The organism is Nostoc sp. JL31 (assembly GCF_017114965.1).
GTDB lineage: Bacteria > Cyanobacteriota > Cyanobacteriia > Cyanobacteriales > Nostocaceae > Nostoc > Nostoc punctiforme_A.
On record NZ_JABXKO010000108.1, the window covers coordinates 1 to 14,380 of the forward strand.

The 14,380-nt window shown below is 42.5% G+C and carries 15 protein-coding genes and 1 pseudogene; 6 read left to right on the forward strand and 10 right to left on the reverse strand.

What is annotated here, in order from left to right:
* Nucleotides 1-2 precede the first annotated feature (2 nt).
* The 3 genes from HWQ43_RS26795 to HWQ43_RS26805 form a co-directional block, all read right to left on the reverse strand.
* Entirely contained in the window at nucleotides 3-1,811 is a 1,809-nt protein-coding gene (locus HWQ43_RS26795; protein ID WP_292739323.1) for a Rieske (2Fe-2S) protein, read from the reverse strand.
* Between the two features lie 259 nt (nucleotides 1,812-2,070).
* Nucleotides 2,071-2,625 (reverse strand): DUF1648 domain-containing protein, encoded by a 555-nt coding sequence (locus HWQ43_RS26800; RefSeq protein ID WP_292739488.1) that lies wholly within the window; start codon nucleotides 2,623-2,625, stop codon nucleotides 2,071-2,073.
* A 224-nt stretch (nucleotides 2,626-2,849) separates the two neighbouring features.
* The gene (locus tag HWQ43_RS26805) at nucleotides 2,850-3,050 is read right to left on the reverse strand and encodes a hypothetical protein (RefSeq protein ID WP_292739325.1); all 201 of its coding nucleotides are present in this window, start codon (nucleotides 3,048-3,050) and stop codon (nucleotides 2,850-2,852) included.
* 474 nt (nucleotides 3,051-3,524) lie between these two features.
* Between HWQ43_RS26805 and HWQ43_RS26810 the strand changes: the two genes are divergently transcribed.
* Both HWQ43_RS26810 and HWQ43_RS26815 read left to right on the forward strand, forming a co-directional pair.
* Nucleotides 3,525-6,062: a hypothetical protein gene (locus HWQ43_RS26810; protein WP_292739327.1), complete on the forward strand. Its 2,538-nt coding sequence runs from the start codon at nucleotides 3,525-3,527 to the stop codon at nucleotides 6,060-6,062.
* Between the two features lie 138 nt (nucleotides 6,063-6,200).
* The gene (locus HWQ43_RS26815) at nucleotides 6,201-6,356 is read left to right on the forward strand and encodes a hypothetical protein (RefSeq protein ID WP_292739329.1); all 156 of its coding nucleotides are present in this window, start codon (nucleotides 6,201-6,203) and stop codon (nucleotides 6,354-6,356) included.
* 96 nt (nucleotides 6,357-6,452) lie between these two features.
* Here HWQ43_RS26815 and HWQ43_RS26820 read toward each other — a convergent pair whose 3' ends face one another.
* The 5 genes from HWQ43_RS26820 to HWQ43_RS26840 form a co-directional block, all read right to left on the reverse strand.
* Complete coding sequence (locus tag HWQ43_RS26820; protein ID WP_292739331.1) at nucleotides 6,453-8,426, reverse strand: tetratricopeptide repeat protein; 1,974 nt, start codon at nucleotides 8,424-8,426, stop codon at nucleotides 6,453-6,455.
* A gap of 2 nt (nucleotides 8,427-8,428) precedes the next feature.
* Entirely contained in the window at nucleotides 8,429-9,655 is a 1,227-nt protein-coding gene (locus HWQ43_RS26825; protein WP_292739333.1) for a hypothetical protein, read from the reverse strand.
* 275 nt (nucleotides 9,656-9,930) lie between these two features.
* On the reverse strand, nucleotides 9,931-10,053 hold the full coding sequence (locus tag HWQ43_RS26830; RefSeq protein ID WP_292739335.1) for a hypothetical protein: 123 nt from the start codon (nucleotides 10,051-10,053) through the stop codon (nucleotides 9,931-9,933).
* Nucleotides 10,054-10,166: 113 nt separating this feature from the next.
* Nucleotides 10,167-10,289 (reverse strand): hypothetical protein, encoded by a 123-nt coding sequence (locus HWQ43_RS26835; protein ID WP_292739338.1) that lies wholly within the window; start codon nucleotides 10,287-10,289, stop codon nucleotides 10,167-10,169.
* Between the two features lie 113 nt (nucleotides 10,290-10,402).
* Nucleotides 10,403-10,525: a hypothetical protein gene (locus tag HWQ43_RS26840; RefSeq protein WP_292739340.1), complete on the reverse strand. Its 123-nt coding sequence runs from the start codon at nucleotides 10,523-10,525 to the stop codon at nucleotides 10,403-10,405.
* A 304-nt stretch (nucleotides 10,526-10,829) separates the two neighbouring features.
* On the opposite strand from HWQ43_RS26840, the pseudogene HWQ43_RS26845 reads away from it, so the two are divergent.
* A pseudogene (locus HWQ43_RS26845) lies at nucleotides 10,830-11,192 on the forward strand (IS4 family transposase); the annotation flags it as partial.
* A gap of 35 nt (nucleotides 11,193-11,227) precedes the next feature.
* Here HWQ43_RS26845 and HWQ43_RS26850 read toward each other — a convergent pair.
* Nucleotides 11,228-11,959 (reverse strand): anti-sigma factor, encoded by a 732-nt coding sequence (locus HWQ43_RS26850; RefSeq protein WP_292739342.1) that lies wholly within the window; start codon nucleotides 11,957-11,959, stop codon nucleotides 11,228-11,230.
* A gap of 4 nt (nucleotides 11,960-11,963) precedes the next feature.
* Nucleotides 11,964-12,428, reverse strand: a complete 465-nt coding sequence (locus HWQ43_RS26855) for a sigma-70 family RNA polymerase sigma factor (protein WP_366932911.1) — start codon at nucleotides 12,426-12,428, stop codon at nucleotides 11,964-11,966.
* A 110-nt stretch (nucleotides 12,429-12,538) separates the two neighbouring features.
* Here HWQ43_RS26855 and HWQ43_RS26860 point away from each other — a divergent pair, with 110 nt between their 5' ends.
* From HWQ43_RS26860 to HWQ43_RS26870, 3 genes are all read left to right on the forward strand, one after another.
* Nucleotides 12,539-12,958, forward strand: a complete 420-nt coding sequence (locus HWQ43_RS26860; protein ID WP_292739344.1) for a cupredoxin family copper-binding protein — start codon at nucleotides 12,539-12,541, stop codon at nucleotides 12,956-12,958.
* 14 nt (nucleotides 12,959-12,972) lie between these two features.
* Nucleotides 12,973-13,884, forward strand: coding sequence for a metallophosphoesterase (locus HWQ43_RS26865; protein WP_292739346.1), 912 nt, complete (start codon nucleotides 12,973-12,975; stop codon nucleotides 13,882-13,884).
* Between the two features lie 131 nt (nucleotides 13,885-14,015).
* Nucleotides 14,016-14,375, forward strand: a complete 360-nt coding sequence (locus HWQ43_RS26870; RefSeq protein WP_292739348.1) for a hypothetical protein — start codon at nucleotides 14,016-14,018, stop codon at nucleotides 14,373-14,375.
* Nucleotides 14,376-14,380 lie beyond the last annotated feature (5 nt).

The window sequence follows — 14,380 nt, forward strand, 5'->3', positions numbered from 1 at the left end:
TTTTACTCCCCATTCCCCATTCCCCAATTGTCTAGAGTGAAATGGTTATAAGATTCCTCGAATAGGCGATCGCCTTTATGTAACCGATAAGCGATTTGATAGGTTTGTCCAAGAGATCGCATAGTGGGAGAATGGGCTGCTAAATACCGAGCAGCAGCAACTAATACATGAATCTTAGCAGGAGTGTCACCTAATAGAGAATACTGACGAAAAGCGGCTTCTATTTCTTGAATTACATGAAAATCACGGTTTTCTCTAAGCATCATTTTCCCCAGCATCGCCATGAGTCTTTCAGGATTACCACCTTGATATAAATAATTTGCTACTAATTGCCCTGTTTGGTTTACTTGCTGATGACGGTTTAATAAATCTGGTAGCTGTTGGAGTAATTGTTCGGGATTTTGCACGATGTTTTGAGGTGCTGGCAGACGTGCTGCTGGGACATTCAAAAAACGATTTAAATACACACTCATCGCTGCATCAAACACACCTCTTAGTAATTCGACTGTTGGTACTCTTCGTAAAGCTTGATGTACGGCATTTGCAAACGTAAATGGATGGTGGGCTGAATTCCAATCTCCAAAGTCATTATTAGTGTGGAAACGAGCTACTCGTAATGCTGCTGTATAAGTAACTACACCAGCTAATTGTTCTTCAGTACAACCTGTTGACAGTGCATTCAACAGCGAGTCTGCGATCGCTTGTGGGTCTTCACCTAATAAAATTGGTACTAGTCCATCTACTTCTGACCAACTTCCTTGTCGAGATTTTCCCACACTTAATACAGTCGGTAATTGCTCAAAAGCCGACTCTAATATTGCCACCAAATCTACAGGGTAGCGCCAGGAATTGGATTCTTCCATCCGGGAAGCATTGGCTAAACCTGAAACTAGACTAGGCAGAATTGATTCTGCTGCTTGCCAAGCTATAGCATCAAGTGCTTCTAATGCTTTATTGATAAAATCAAGCGTATGCCCAACATCAAGATAACGACGATCCGTAGCAGCACAGAACAGCATATCTGCTATTTGCTTTGAATTAGCTCCTGAACGAATCGCAGATACTAAACATCTTTGTGCTGCTTCAGCATCCCGTACCTGAATAAATTGGCGAAACCAGTTTTTGAGAGTTGCAAAATCTACTTTAGAGTTGGGTAATGGCTGAACGACAAACTCTGGTGGGGCACCTGCACTATCATTAGCTACTGCCGATAGTCCGTAGAATAAAGCACGGGGTTTGTCTTCTACATCTAGATAAGGTAGTAGATTCATCATGCAGGTATGGATAGTTAAACCCGTACTCCAACCTGCTTTGTTATAACGAGTACCAAATTCTAGCCCCATAAGAAATGGTTCTACCGGATTCACCGCTATATCTAACAGTGCGAGTGTTGATTTGGCAATCACTAAAGAAATATTCTGCTCTAAACCGTCTTGCAGACGTTGGCGGTAGTGAGCATGAGGGTTAACTAGTGGTGCTAAATTTACCCAGACTTCACCATCACGGATTTCTACCGCGAAACAAGGAACATCATCTGCCCACGAGTCAAACGTTCCACCACTCTTGAGATCAAACCGGGCATAATGCCAAGGACAGGTAACAATACCATCTTTGCAAGTGCTTCCTTGTAAGGGAAAGCCCATGTGAGGACAACGGTTATCAATTGCATAAACTGTATGATTTGAGTAAAATAAAGCAATGGTATGCTTTTCTTTGTAGACTAACAAACTGCCTTGTGCCTGAACTTCTGCAAGTTGAGCAACACGGATATAATCGTCTGGTTTCGTTGCACCTTCAAATATTTGAGTCATTTAATTGCACATAGGTAAATGTCAAAACCCTTATTTCTACTCTGGCAAAGTTTTTCAGCTTTGAGCATTTCTGCATTCTAATTTTTGTTAACTTTAAAATTGGTAACGATGTCTGCCGCAAGTCCTTCGCGTAAAGCACTTCAACTGCTGGCATATTCAAGTACTCGTTCCCACTCCCAACGCTACAAGGCTGCTTTTTCTTCTATCTTAGTTATGTGTTTTTTGAAGTTGTTAAGAAAAATTGCTATTTTGTATGGCGTTAACGTGCCAGAAAAGATTGACGCAACCAATATCCAATTGTCCCAAATATAATTATTGATGTTACAGGCATAAACCATACCCCTAAATTGGGATTTTCTGTAGTCGCTAGATGGAATATTTGCCATTCAATGTAAACAAATATCCAAACCATCTCACTTTTTAACCAATCCAACATTGAGCAAGCAATTTGATACTGCTGCAAAGCATTTTGTTCGGTAATTACAACTAGATAATTAAATGTATTAGGATAACGACTAATAAATGTTAAAAGTCCATAAATTGCTAAACCGACAATTGGTAACAACCACAGAACTTTTTTGCTCCCCCAACCATTGGCTTGTCCATCAAATCCAAAGTGGACAGGTATAGTATCTGGTAATGTTGACCAAGCGTGAATAGCGATGCCGAATAATCCCACAAGTCCTACCAGTGCGCTCAAGTTTAGCATCTGTGCCGAATCGAATCCAGGAATTACAATATCAGGTCTAGCATAAATAATGCCAAATAACTTTGGCTCATTCGCTATATATGGTAAACTCAACAGGGTTGTCACCAACCCCGTTGAGTTTACTTTTTACGCTCAAAGTTGCGGCGAATTCGGGGCAGAATCCGGGTTTTGACTTCTTGCAAGAGTGCTGGAATGACGATCCGGCACTTGTGATAGTGATCAAAAAGTTGCTGGCGAAGGGGAGCAACGCGAAAAAGTAAGATCCTCGTGAAATAGGCAGGGGGAGCAAAGAGACATATTTAGTACTTTTTACGAGCGTTACGGATTGCTTATACAACCGATTGACGTTGATGCAATACCTCAAACCATTGCCTCAATTTAGGATACTCTTGCTGCCAATTATGGCCAAATCTGAGGCTGTAGTAACCCAACCCTGATATAGCTTCTACGTAATCCAACTTCAAATCAATAGAACTCTTACATCTGCTCATCAGGCTCCACAACTGAGCCACAGGCGTAAGAAACTGCAAAAGTCTTTTATGTTCCTCACAAGTTCCTCAAATTATTTCTTTATATTTAAACTGTATGTAAGATGAGGAGCTTTTAAAAAACTCAACGAGCCTAAGTATTAGAGGTTTATATGTTAAAAAAAATTCTGATTGCATTGGATTGCTCTAAGATGGGCAAATATGTTTTTGAACAAGGCTTTGGTTTGCTAAGATGACTGGAGCTAGTTTATTGTGTCTAGACTAAGAAAGCAGGTATCCGCTCAATAAATCGGGGCGAACTACCAGTTCAGGAACGAGTTTACGCCATTTGAGCCTTGTCACTGAGCGATTTACCCCGGATTATTGAGCGGTTACGAAAGCAGAAACCAGTCTAAGTAGATGCTGCATTTATTTGAACTACCTATCTAGGGTTTCTCCCCGCTGGCAGGGCTACTCATAGATGACACCTCTGCCAGCGAATATCTCTGAATCAAACTTATAACCGAGGCGATTGATATGGCAGACATTATTGGAGACAACCAGAATAACACTCTGATTGGCACGTTTGAGAATGACGCTATCCTTGGTCAGGGCGGTGATGATAACCTCTTTGGTCGGGGCGGCAATGATGACCTCTTGGGTGGGGCTGGCAATGACTCGCTTAATGGCGAGGACGGCAATGACCTTCTCAATGGTGAGGACGGCGAGAACACCCTGCTTGGTGGGTTGGGCGATGATGTCCTCCTTGGTGGATCTGGCAATGACCTGCTTGATGGCGAGGAGGATGACGATCAACTCCTTGGCAAAGGCGGTGACGACACCCTGCTTGGTGGGTTCGGTAATGATGCTTTCCTTGGTGGATCTGGCAATGACCTTCTCGAAGGCGGGGACGGAAATGACCGACTTGCTGGAGAAGACGGTAAAGACCAACTCTTTGGCGGGGAAGGGGTTGACACGCTCAATGGCGGGGCTGGCGATGACCAGATTGATGGGGAGGATGGCAATGACAACTTGATTGGTCAGGCTGGCGATGACACCCTCCTTGGCGGGGCTGGCAATGACCGACTCGAAGCAGGGGACGGGGATGACAAAATCTTTGGTGGGACTGGCAATGATACTGCTGACTATTCAAATACCACTGCTGGTGTCACCGTTAACCTAGCGACTGGAACTGCCAGTGGAGGGGCTGGGAATGATGTCCTATTTAATATCGAAGAAGTCTTTGGTTCTGGTTTCAGCGACATTCTAACTGGCGGGCGCGGTAATGACACCCTCTTTGGTAGAGGTGGCAATGACCTGCTTGATGGTGGAGTTGGCAATGACCTGCTTGATGGCGAGGAAGGCAACGATATTGTCCGTGGTGGGGCTGGCGATGACACCTTGCGTGGTGGGACTGGCAATAACCAACTCTTGGGTGGAGCTGGTGTTGATACTGCTGATTATTTCAGTGCCACTGCCGGAGTCACGATTAACCTTGCCACTGGAACCGCTACAGGGCAGGGCAGGAATGATGTCCTGTTGGAGATTGAAAGAATCGTTGGTTCTAGGTTCAATGACACCATCCTTGGCGGAGCTGGCAATGACTTCTTCCTCAGTGGTGGGGACGGGAATGACTTTGTCAATGGTGAGGCTGGTAATGACCGCCTCTTTGGCGATAACGGCAATGACACCCTCCTTGGCGGGGCTAACGACGACTTTATCAATGGCGGGTACGGCAATGACTCTCTGCTTGGCGGTAGCGGCATTGACATCCTGCTTGGTGGGGCTGGCAATGACCTTCTCAATGGTGAGGACGGGAGTGACACTCTCATTAGTAGAGAAGGCAATGATACCCTGCTAGGCGGCAGCGGCAATGACATTCTGCTTGGTGGGGACGGCGACGACCAACTCCAAGGTGGAGGCGGGGATGACCAACTCTTTGGTGGGACTGGCATTAATACTGCTGATTATTTAAATGCCACTGCCGGAGTCACCGTTGACCTTGGCACTGGAACTGCCAGTGGGGGAGATGGGAGTGATGTCCTGTTCAATATCGAGCAAGTCTTTGGTTCTAGTTTTAGCGACTCCCTGATTGGAGGAAGCAGCAGTGATACCCTCTTTGGCAGAGGCGGCAATGACACCTTGCTTGGTGGAGATGGCAATGACTTTCTTGATGGTCAGGAAGGTAATGACCTCGTTTTGGGCGAGGATGGGAATGACAGCCTGTTTGGCGGGGCTGGCAATGACCAAATCGAAGGAGGAGAAGGCGATGACACCCTCCGTGGCGGGGTCGGCAATGACACTCTCCTTGGAGGGCCTGGAAATGATGTCCTCATAGGCGTTGATACTAACGGTTCTGATTCTCCTGGATTAGGGGAGGTTGATACCCTAACTGGAGGACCTGGGGAAGATCAGTTCTTACTTGGAGATGCTACTAATGTCTTCTATGACGATAACAACAATGGAAGTAGTGGTTTGGCAGACTACGCTACCATCACTGGCTTCAACTCCAACGAAGATACAATCCAGCTCAAAGGAACACTGGCAGACTATCGCTTGCAGACTGTGGGACCGGATACAAGGGTATTTCTGGACAACTCAGGAGAGCTAGATGAACTCATTGGTGTTGTGCAAGCATCGCCTCTGAAGCTTGATAGTGACGACTTCCTGTTCTACGAGAAAGAAGATGCTGGACAAGGGACAAACAACACACTAGCCACTGCTGAGAAGCTAGGTACTTTAACATCAGGTTCAGAAGTTAATACCTCTGCTCAACTGGCAAGACTTCCAGGGAACAATCCTGATTTCGACTTTTTCACATTTTCTTTAGCCAACCCAGGAACTGTGACTATTAGCACGCCGAATTACAGTGGTAACTTTCCAGTTCTCGGCCTATTTAATAGTGCTGGGAACTTACAGAGTTCCAGTACTTCTCAATCAATCACCGCTTCACTAGGGGCAGGTACTTACTCCATTTCAGTAAGTGATTATGATTACTTCCCGCAAAATGGCGGAACTTTCAGTTCTGGCTTTTTTGACCCTGGTTCTTATACGCTAGGAGTCACTGTAGCCTAAAGACAAATGGTACTAAGAAAAGCGGAAACAGTTGCCAATTAAGAAGTTTGCAGTTGTTTACGTAATTCTTATCGAGGTTTTGTCCTTACGGGGGGACAAAAAGGGCTAGGATGCAGATAAAATAAGCATCATAGCCCTTTGTCCTTGAAACTGAACTACCTGGAGCAGCAGCGTTTGTTAGAGCTATTACAAGAGGTGGTTCGGAAAAATCATCCAGTTGCACGTGTATTTTTACGTGCTTCTGAACCAGGCAAAGTGATGAAGATTTTAAGTTGCAGCATTCCCATAGACTGACAATTGTATTTATAATATTATGGAGCGATATCGTAGACATTGCTCCATCAATTCCGAGCAAATAATATTCTGAATCTCATCAGAAGAATTTGATAGTTATCCCTTGCTCAGACTAGATAAACTTTCTTCTACTTCAGCACGATCTGTTGCATTGGGATTCAGCCGAAGATAAGTCTGGAGGTCGGCAGATGCAGCATCAGACTGACCTAAACTAATTAATACGATCGCCCGATTTTGATATAAGTCTGGATTGTCTGGTGATAAGGCGATCGCAGCTGATAAATCACTCAAAGCTTCTGATAGTTGTCCGAGTTCGTAGTGAAGTGTAGCCCGATTTGCTAATAAGAAAGGTTGCTGTGAATTTAAATCAAGTGCTGCATTATAATCTAATAAGGCTTCTTCTAGATGTCCACATGCTTCAAATACTTGGGCGCGAGCAATTAATACTGGAGTCTGAGTAGGCTGTAAATCAAGAGCAACCGAATAAGCTTTGATAGCTTCCTCGATCAGACCTTTTAAGTAATAGCAATGTCCCATATTCATCCAGACTTCATAGTATGGCGGACTAAGTTCAATAGCCTGGTGATAATCGTCCAAAGCATTTTCTAAATGACCCATGCGTTGGTAAGCATTACCGCGATCGTTGTAGTACTCTGAGTAGTTTGGATCGGCAGCGATCGCAGCAGTAAAATAAATCACAGCTTCTTCTAATTCGCCCATTGCTGCATATACTTGAGCAATGTTATAGTCCAAAACTGAGCGATGCAATCGATGTTTACCTTCACTCAAATTATTTTTGAATTCTTCAATTGCCGACTTACAAAGTGCGATCGCTTCTTGAGGAACACCTTGACGGTGTTTAACAAGTGCTAAACCGTTCATATCGAAAGCTGCCATAAAATGTCTATCATCAGCTGGAATATCCGAAGTTGGGTCTGCTAAAATGCTCAGACTGCGATTGAGATAATCTTCAGCTAAAGCGTGGTCGTGTTCCGGCAGAAAGCGAGTATGGAACATTGCCATTATGTAATAAGCTCGAACTAACTGTGCTGGTGCATCAAGTTTGAGGAGAGCTTCTTCTTGAACTATTTGATATGCCTTGGCAATATTTTTTGTTGTTGCGTAGCAATTAAAAAGATTCCCAACCATATTCCATCGCATGTTGTTGTCTGTTCCACAAAGATGGTCAAGTTGAGTAGCGACAGATTCACAGTAGACTAATGCATCTTCATAAAAACCTTGATGGTTATAAATTCCTAAAAGTCTTGCTTGGCAAATCAATGCTTTTTCAGGTTGGTCGCTTTTTAACCAATAGGAAACCAGCCGCGGCCCGTGAATTTCAAGTTCAATAGCATCTCTGGCAATTTGTTCTTCCAACTTTTGTGCCAGTTGGGACATTTTCTGTTCTTCAATTACTACTTCTGGTTCTGCTGGTAATTGCAAGCTAATCTTTTGTGCCAAAAACTTCTGGTTTAAGTGAGCGATCGCAGTTTCACCAGTATTAGGAGCAGTAGCGAAGAGTAAACTTAACTTTAGTTTTTGTCCCCGACGACGAATCAGTTCAGCAAAAAACCGACGTACCAAAAACCCTGCTTGCTCATAATCATTACAAGCAATTAGCCAAGGAGAACCATCGGTGTAATCATACCAGGAATCGAGTAAATCGATGACACCATGTACTATCCTATAAGCTCGATCCAAAGGATAATTACGTACCCTTTCATCATCAATGGAACTGTCTGTTAAATTCGGGTTTCGTACCGATATTTGACGCCTTAAAGCAGGCAAAATCATTGCTAATTCATAGCTATGTTTAGTAATTAAATGTGGTGCTTTTGCTTGAATATCTGGTAAAATTTGATTTAGCCATTCATTTAATCCAGCCCATAATCCATCTTGTTGGCTATTAAATGATAGCAGCCAAGTTTTTGCTTTATTTTCTTCACCTACCTGTAACCATTGCTGCAAAATTTCTAACCTGGAACTACCGGATTCTGCCTCTAGTAAAATTACTTTACCAATTTCTGGCTGTTGTAAAATAGTCTTTTCGTGAGTATTGTGGCGCTTCATAATTATCTCCTTTTAGTATGACGTAAATTATTAATCCAAAGGAAAATACCAATACCTTGAATTCCAAAAACCAGCAATCCCATTATTAAGGCATCGGTGAAGGCATAAGGATTAGATTCATACCCTGCACTCAACGTGCCTAAAAGTAGGGAAGCATAATTCCACATAGTTGGAATACCGATGAAGAACAGCGACCAAAATGCAGCTATGTTACCTAGAACGTAGATAAGAGCGTAACAGCGAATCACTCGCATTTCGCCTTTAGGAATAGATGATTGGTCAGTAGTATGAGAAAATCTGAATAATCGCAATATTTGGTTTTGTACGAAAACCTTTGTATCCTTCATCAGACTTCTACATCTAAAAAAGTTGGCAATTACGTAATAAAAATCAGTCCGAACAAAGAAATAGCATTGCCAAAGTATAGCTAGGAGATAACTCAAAGCGATCGCTTGCATTAATTGCAAAACAATAGGAGCGATCGCTAGCCATTTTTGTTGTTCGGCAAACAAAACCAGTAGCAAGATAGAAGCTGATACAATATCTAGTAAAGGGCCTGCAATAAAAGGTAAATATCGCTGATTTCGAGGAACACCCCATATCCCCGTCATATCTGTTTCTGCTACGAGTATCCAAAGGCGATTGCTAAGTCTTAATTGACAATAAACACCTACTGCTTTAGCAGCCAATAAATGAGCCATCTCATGCAGAAACACTGCAATAACATTAATTCCAGTTAAAACTAATGCCATCATTGTGACATTTTTGCTAAAGACAAAAGCTTGATAACTAGGCAAAATTATCGGCTTAAAATAAACAGCAAATAAAGCCAGAAGTACGATTAATCCACAACAAATTAATACCTTATTACTAAATAAAAGTTTGGCAAAAGATTGAGAAATCCAAGTGAAGTGATTTATTTGCTTCGGTTGCTTAGTATGTGTTGTAAAAATTGTTTGTTTTGCACATAGAATATTAACAAAATCGTTTTCTTCTAAAACTTCTAGCAGACCTTCAATATCTGGTACTTCATTATACTTTTGCTCGTAAAGCCATTGTGCCTGTCCGATGGTTTTGCCAGCAGCCAAATAGTCTAGTAACTCTATTGCATCAGAAGGCAATGCTAGAAAAATATTAGTATCTACTCTACCAATAATGAATTCATCTCCTTCAGGTTGGCGAGTAAATGGATAAATAGAAACCAGAGCGTCGGTAGGATATCTGGTCACGTCAAGTTTCCTTCCTAATTTAATGTTGTAATAATTCTGAATTCCGGAGTCACAATCAATAGACTTGTTGTTACAAAACTCCTAATTTTCAACTCTTTATTTCTCTGCGCCTCTGCACATCCCCTTATGGAAACGCCTAAAGGAGAATGCATAAGATAAAAAATATTTATTAATTAGTGGGGGATTGCAATCCCCCACTAATTTCAGGTGTAGCTAGCTCAATGAACTACTTACAATGTCAAGTTGAAATTCAATAGTTCATTGATTGTTTTAGCTTACCAACAACTACTGCATATCCAGCAGACATAAGCGGTAGCAGCAGTAGTTTTCAGAGTTTCAACTTCACGAATCACAAATTTCTTCAATGTTTTAGGTTGACTAGCTTCTACAGGTTTCATTATTTTTTCCAGAGTTTCATGTTTGTTTTGGACAATGTTCTCTACCCTTATGTTGATGAATATAAATAACAATCGGGTAAAACTAGGGGAGATATTTGAATTAATTCTAGAAATTACCAACAACTACTGCATATCCAGCAGACATAAGCGGCAGCAGCGGTAGTTTTCAGAGTTTCAACTTCACGAATCACAAATTTCTTCAATGTTTTAGGTTGACTAGCTTCTACAGGTTTCATTATTTTTTCCAGAGTTTCATGTTTGTTTTGGACAATGTTCTCTACCCTTATGTTGATGAATATAAATAACAATCGGGTAAAACTAGGGGAGATATTTGAATTAATTCTAGAAATTACCAACAACTACTGCATATCCAGCAGACATAAGCGGCAGCAGCGGTAGTTTTCAGAGTTTCAACTTCACGAATCACAAATTTCTTCAATGTTTTAGGTTGACTAGCTTCTACAGTTTTCATTGTTTTTTCCTGATTTTGATATGTGTCTTGGGCAATGTTCTCTGCCCTTGTGTTTATGAATATAGAGAGCAATCGGGTAAAATTAGGGGAGAAAATTGAATTAATTTTAGAAATTTCCAGTAGTTTTTCAATGGATTTAAAAGCACTGTGTATTGGATCTTGCGGGGAGACAAAATGGTCTATAATGCTTATATTACAAAGAGTGTAGCAATTTGTGGTAAAATAAAAAGAGCATTCATTCGCAACAAGCTCTATTTAATGATAATATTGTCAGAATTCTAACGAAACAAACCTCAAGCGAGAATTGGGACGTGCAGAATATTTATTACTAAAAATCCTGATAAATTTATTGCAATCTATTAAAACTGTTAGCATTGAAGCACTAGCTACTGCTTGACCTATCCCCATATTTTTTGAAAGTAGAATAAAAATAATTTAAAGATAAAAATCTTTAAATTACATAAATATTGAAAAAATTTGGTTTCCAATTATTAAAAGCTGGTTAAAGATATATTTTCCCTGAAATGAAGTTATTTATGTAGTGATTGACCGGACTAATTGGGGGTGTATTAATCTGTTAATGATTAGCGTTGTTTGGGATAAAAGGTCTATTTCAATATACTTGGAGTTATTAAGTAAATTAGGCTCACGTTATCAAAAATTATCTGAATGTTTCCATTTCTGAAAAACACGTTGCTGAGGTTATATCTTGGTCGATGAGTTAGTCTGCATTACAATAGCTCCGGTTGGATAACGGCTAGTTTCAGACGATTCCAACGTCACGAATAACCCAGAGATACCTGTGTCATAAAAGTCGGCAGGCATCCAAAATTTATCTAGCACCTTTCCCTGGGGATTAATTTTCACAGTGCCACAGGGAATTTTTTCGCCATCAGCGATCGCCCAAAGTCGATAGACCTTACCTGTGGGTGGAGCCACCAGATTTTGCACGACTAGAATTCCCTGTCGTTGTCCTAAATTCACAACAAAGCTACCCGCAGCAGTATTTGACGCATTCACAGCCTTGAGAGAGAAAAGTTGCGTCTGGGACTGTTGCAGTAAGGTATTAATGTTTTGAGCCATGCCCAAATCTTGTCGCAAGCGATAGTTATCTACTCCTAAACACAGAATCAGGAGTGCCGCGACACTACCCATGACGGTATACCAGAGCCGAGGCTGTTTGTGTCGGGAGGTCAGTTGAGTGGTAGTAGCCGTTGCCAGGATGACAGACCGGAGATGGGGAGGGGGTTCAACGCTGTTTAAGTCACAAGCCACCTGGTCTAAGACCTCTCGCAACTGATTCACTTGTGCCACCAATGCCGGATTTTCTATCAGCAGTTGCTCGAAAGCTGCGACTTCAGTGCGATCAAGGTCGCCCACTACATAGCCTGCTGCTAAGGTTTCGATTGCTTGAGGGGTGAGAGGTTCAGTCATAACCTTAGTCAATTGAGTCCCGTAAAAGTTGCTTCAGTTTCAGGAGTCCCTGGCGAGTCCAGCTTTTGACGCTTCCCAGGGGTTTATGCAGTTGTTGGGCAATTTCTGATTGGCTTAGTCCGGCATCATAGGCCAGTTCGATCACCTGCCGTTGCTGAACGGAAAGTTGAGCTAATGCCTGCCGCACTTGCTGCGATCGCTCATTGAAAACAGCCTGCTCAACCGGAGTATGGGCGGGGGGTGCAGCAGTGACGTTCTGCCCCCAACGTTGCACCAAATTAAGGGTGCGACTGTGCGATCGCAGTTTGTCAATCGCCCGCGATCGAGTCATGACAATTAGGTAGCGCATCAAATGACCGTGTTTAGTAGAGTCAACCGGGCGCTGCCATAACGATAGAAAAATTTCCTGAGTCAGGTCTTCTGCTTCCGGCTGGCTTTGCAACACTTTCAGCGCCACTCCATACACCACGCTGCCATTGTGCCAGTTTTGAATGGGCTAGGTCTGATTGGCTTAGTGGCTACCGGACTCTCGCTGACAGGACTGTTTCGTTATCAACCAAAGCGAATGGGAGGACGCTGATGAAATACATTTCTTATTTTTTCATAGCGATCGCCAGTGCCTTCTTGGTAATCCTGTTGTCGTTGTCATCCTGTAGTCCGAACCATAAGGCAACGACTAGCCAACCAATGGTGATGAAAGATAACCCTAAGTCCCAACCCCAAACTAGCCAACAAACTGCCGATGCTACGGTCAAAATTCGTAATTTCAAATTTGAGCCAGCAAATTTGGCGATCGCTGTTGGTAAAACTGTTCAATTTATCAATGTCGATGAAGAACCCCACACGGCTACGGCTACGGATGGTACTTTCAACTCTAAAGCACTAGATACCAATCAAACCTGGAACTACAGCGCTACTAAACCGGGTATCTATCCCTATATTTGCTCAGTTCATCCCTTTATGAAAGGGACGTTGACGGTAACACAAGAGAAAAATTAACCAGAGGAATACCAATGCAACGCAGAAAATTTATTGAACACGTAGGCTGGACAGGACTCGGCATTGTGTGGACTGTTGGCGGAAATGGCTTATTAACTGCCTGTCAGGTAGGAGAACCAAATGCTCAAAAATCATCCACGGCTTTACCGTTTTCCTTCGTTCAAATTAGCGATACGCACATCGGTTTCAAAAAACCTGCAAATGAACATGTAACCGATACGCTCCAGAAAACGATCAATGCAATCAATGCTTTACCCACTCCACCCGCCTTTGTCATTCACACTGGAGACATCTCCCATTTGTCTAAACCAGAAGAATTTGATCAGGCCAAACAACTGCTTTCTCAATTGAAAGTCCCACTGTTTACTCTACCAGGGGAACACGATACAATTGGCGATCGCGGCAAAGCCTACGAAGAAGCCTTTAACCGAAAGGATGTTAAAGAAGGCTTACAGGTTTGGGATCAGGCGGGAATACACTTTGTCTCCTTAACTAATGTACTAGACTTTGGGGCAACCGGTACGGGTAAACTGGGTCAGGCGCAGTTGGACTACCGGGCAAAAGATTTAGCAGCGCAGAAACAGGATAAGCCTTTAGTTATTTTCAGCCATATTCCCCTGTATGACCTTTATCCCAAATGGGGATGGGCAACTGCCGATTCGGCAAAGTTGCTTTCACTGCTATCTCGTTTTGCATCGGTAACAGTGTTAACGGGACACATCCATCAAGTGATTGAGCATAGCGAAGGCAATATTCGCTTCCACACTGCTGCGGCGACTGCTTATCCCCTCCCCGCTCCAGGTCACGGCGATCAACCTGCTCCCGTCAAACTGCCCGAAAATAATCTCTTAGCGGTACTCGGATTCCGCACAGTTGAAATAATTTCCCTTAAAGATACTAGAGTTGACCAACATACTCTCTTGTAGAAATATAGTTCTAACAACTATCTGGTGCGATACGCCCTTAGCGAAATGGTTTTCGCTTAACTAGCTTGGTTCAAGGATGAAGGTGAGCATGGATACTGAGACAGAGGAGTGGAGTTCATGAAAGCTCATTAATGGAGTTCAAAGCCTCATTAACGGAGTTCAAAGCCTCATTAACGGAGTTCAATGACTCATTAATGGAGTTCAAAGCCTCATTAATGGAGTTCAAAGCCTCATTAATGGAGTTCAAAGCCTCATTAACGGAGTTCAAAGCCTCATTAACGGAGTTCAATGACTCATTAATGGAGTTCAAAGCCTCATTAATGGAGTTCAAAGCCTCATTAATGGAGTTCAAAGCCTCATTAACGGAGTTCAAAGCCTCATTAACGGAGTTCAAAGACTCTTTAATGGAGTTCAAAGCCTCATTAATGGAGTTCAAAGACTCTTTAATGGAGTTCAAAAGCTCATTCCCCATACCTATTTTTAATTTTTAATTCGG

Coding starts and splice junctions, on each gene's coding strand:
- HWQ43_RS26795 (WP_292739323.1), bottom strand. CDS start 1,811: ATGACTCAAATATTTGAAGGTGCAACGAAACCAGACGATTATATCCGT.
- HWQ43_RS26810 (WP_292739327.1), top strand. CDS start 3,525: ATGGCAGACATTATTGGAGACAACCAGAATAACACTCTGATTGGCACG.
- HWQ43_RS26820 (WP_292739331.1), bottom strand. CDS start 8,426: ATGAAGCGCCACAATACTCACGAAAAGACTATTTTACAACAGCCAGAA.
- HWQ43_RS26830 (WP_292739335.1), bottom strand. CDS start 10,053: ATGAAACCTGTAGAAGCTAGTCAACCTAAAACATTGAAGAAATTTGTG.
- HWQ43_RS26835 (WP_292739338.1), bottom strand. CDS start 10,289: ATGAAACCTGTAGAAGCTAGTCAACCTAAAACATTGAAGAAATTTGTG.
- HWQ43_RS26840 (WP_292739340.1), bottom strand. CDS start 10,525: ATGAAAACTGTAGAAGCTAGTCAACCTAAAACATTGAAGAAATTTGTG.
- HWQ43_RS26850 (WP_292739342.1), bottom strand. CDS start 11,959: ATGACTGAACCTCTCACCCCTCAAGCAATCGAAACCTTAGCAGCAGGC.
- HWQ43_RS26860 (WP_292739344.1), top strand. CDS start 12,539: ATGAAATACATTTCTTATTTTTTCATAGCGATCGCCAGTGCCTTCTTG.
- HWQ43_RS26865 (WP_292739346.1), top strand. CDS start 12,973: ATGCAACGCAGAAAATTTATTGAACACGTAGGCTGGACAGGACTCGGC.
- HWQ43_RS26870 (WP_292739348.1), top strand. CDS start 14,016: ATGGAGTTCAAAGCCTCATTAACGGAGTTCAAAGCCTCATTAACGGAG.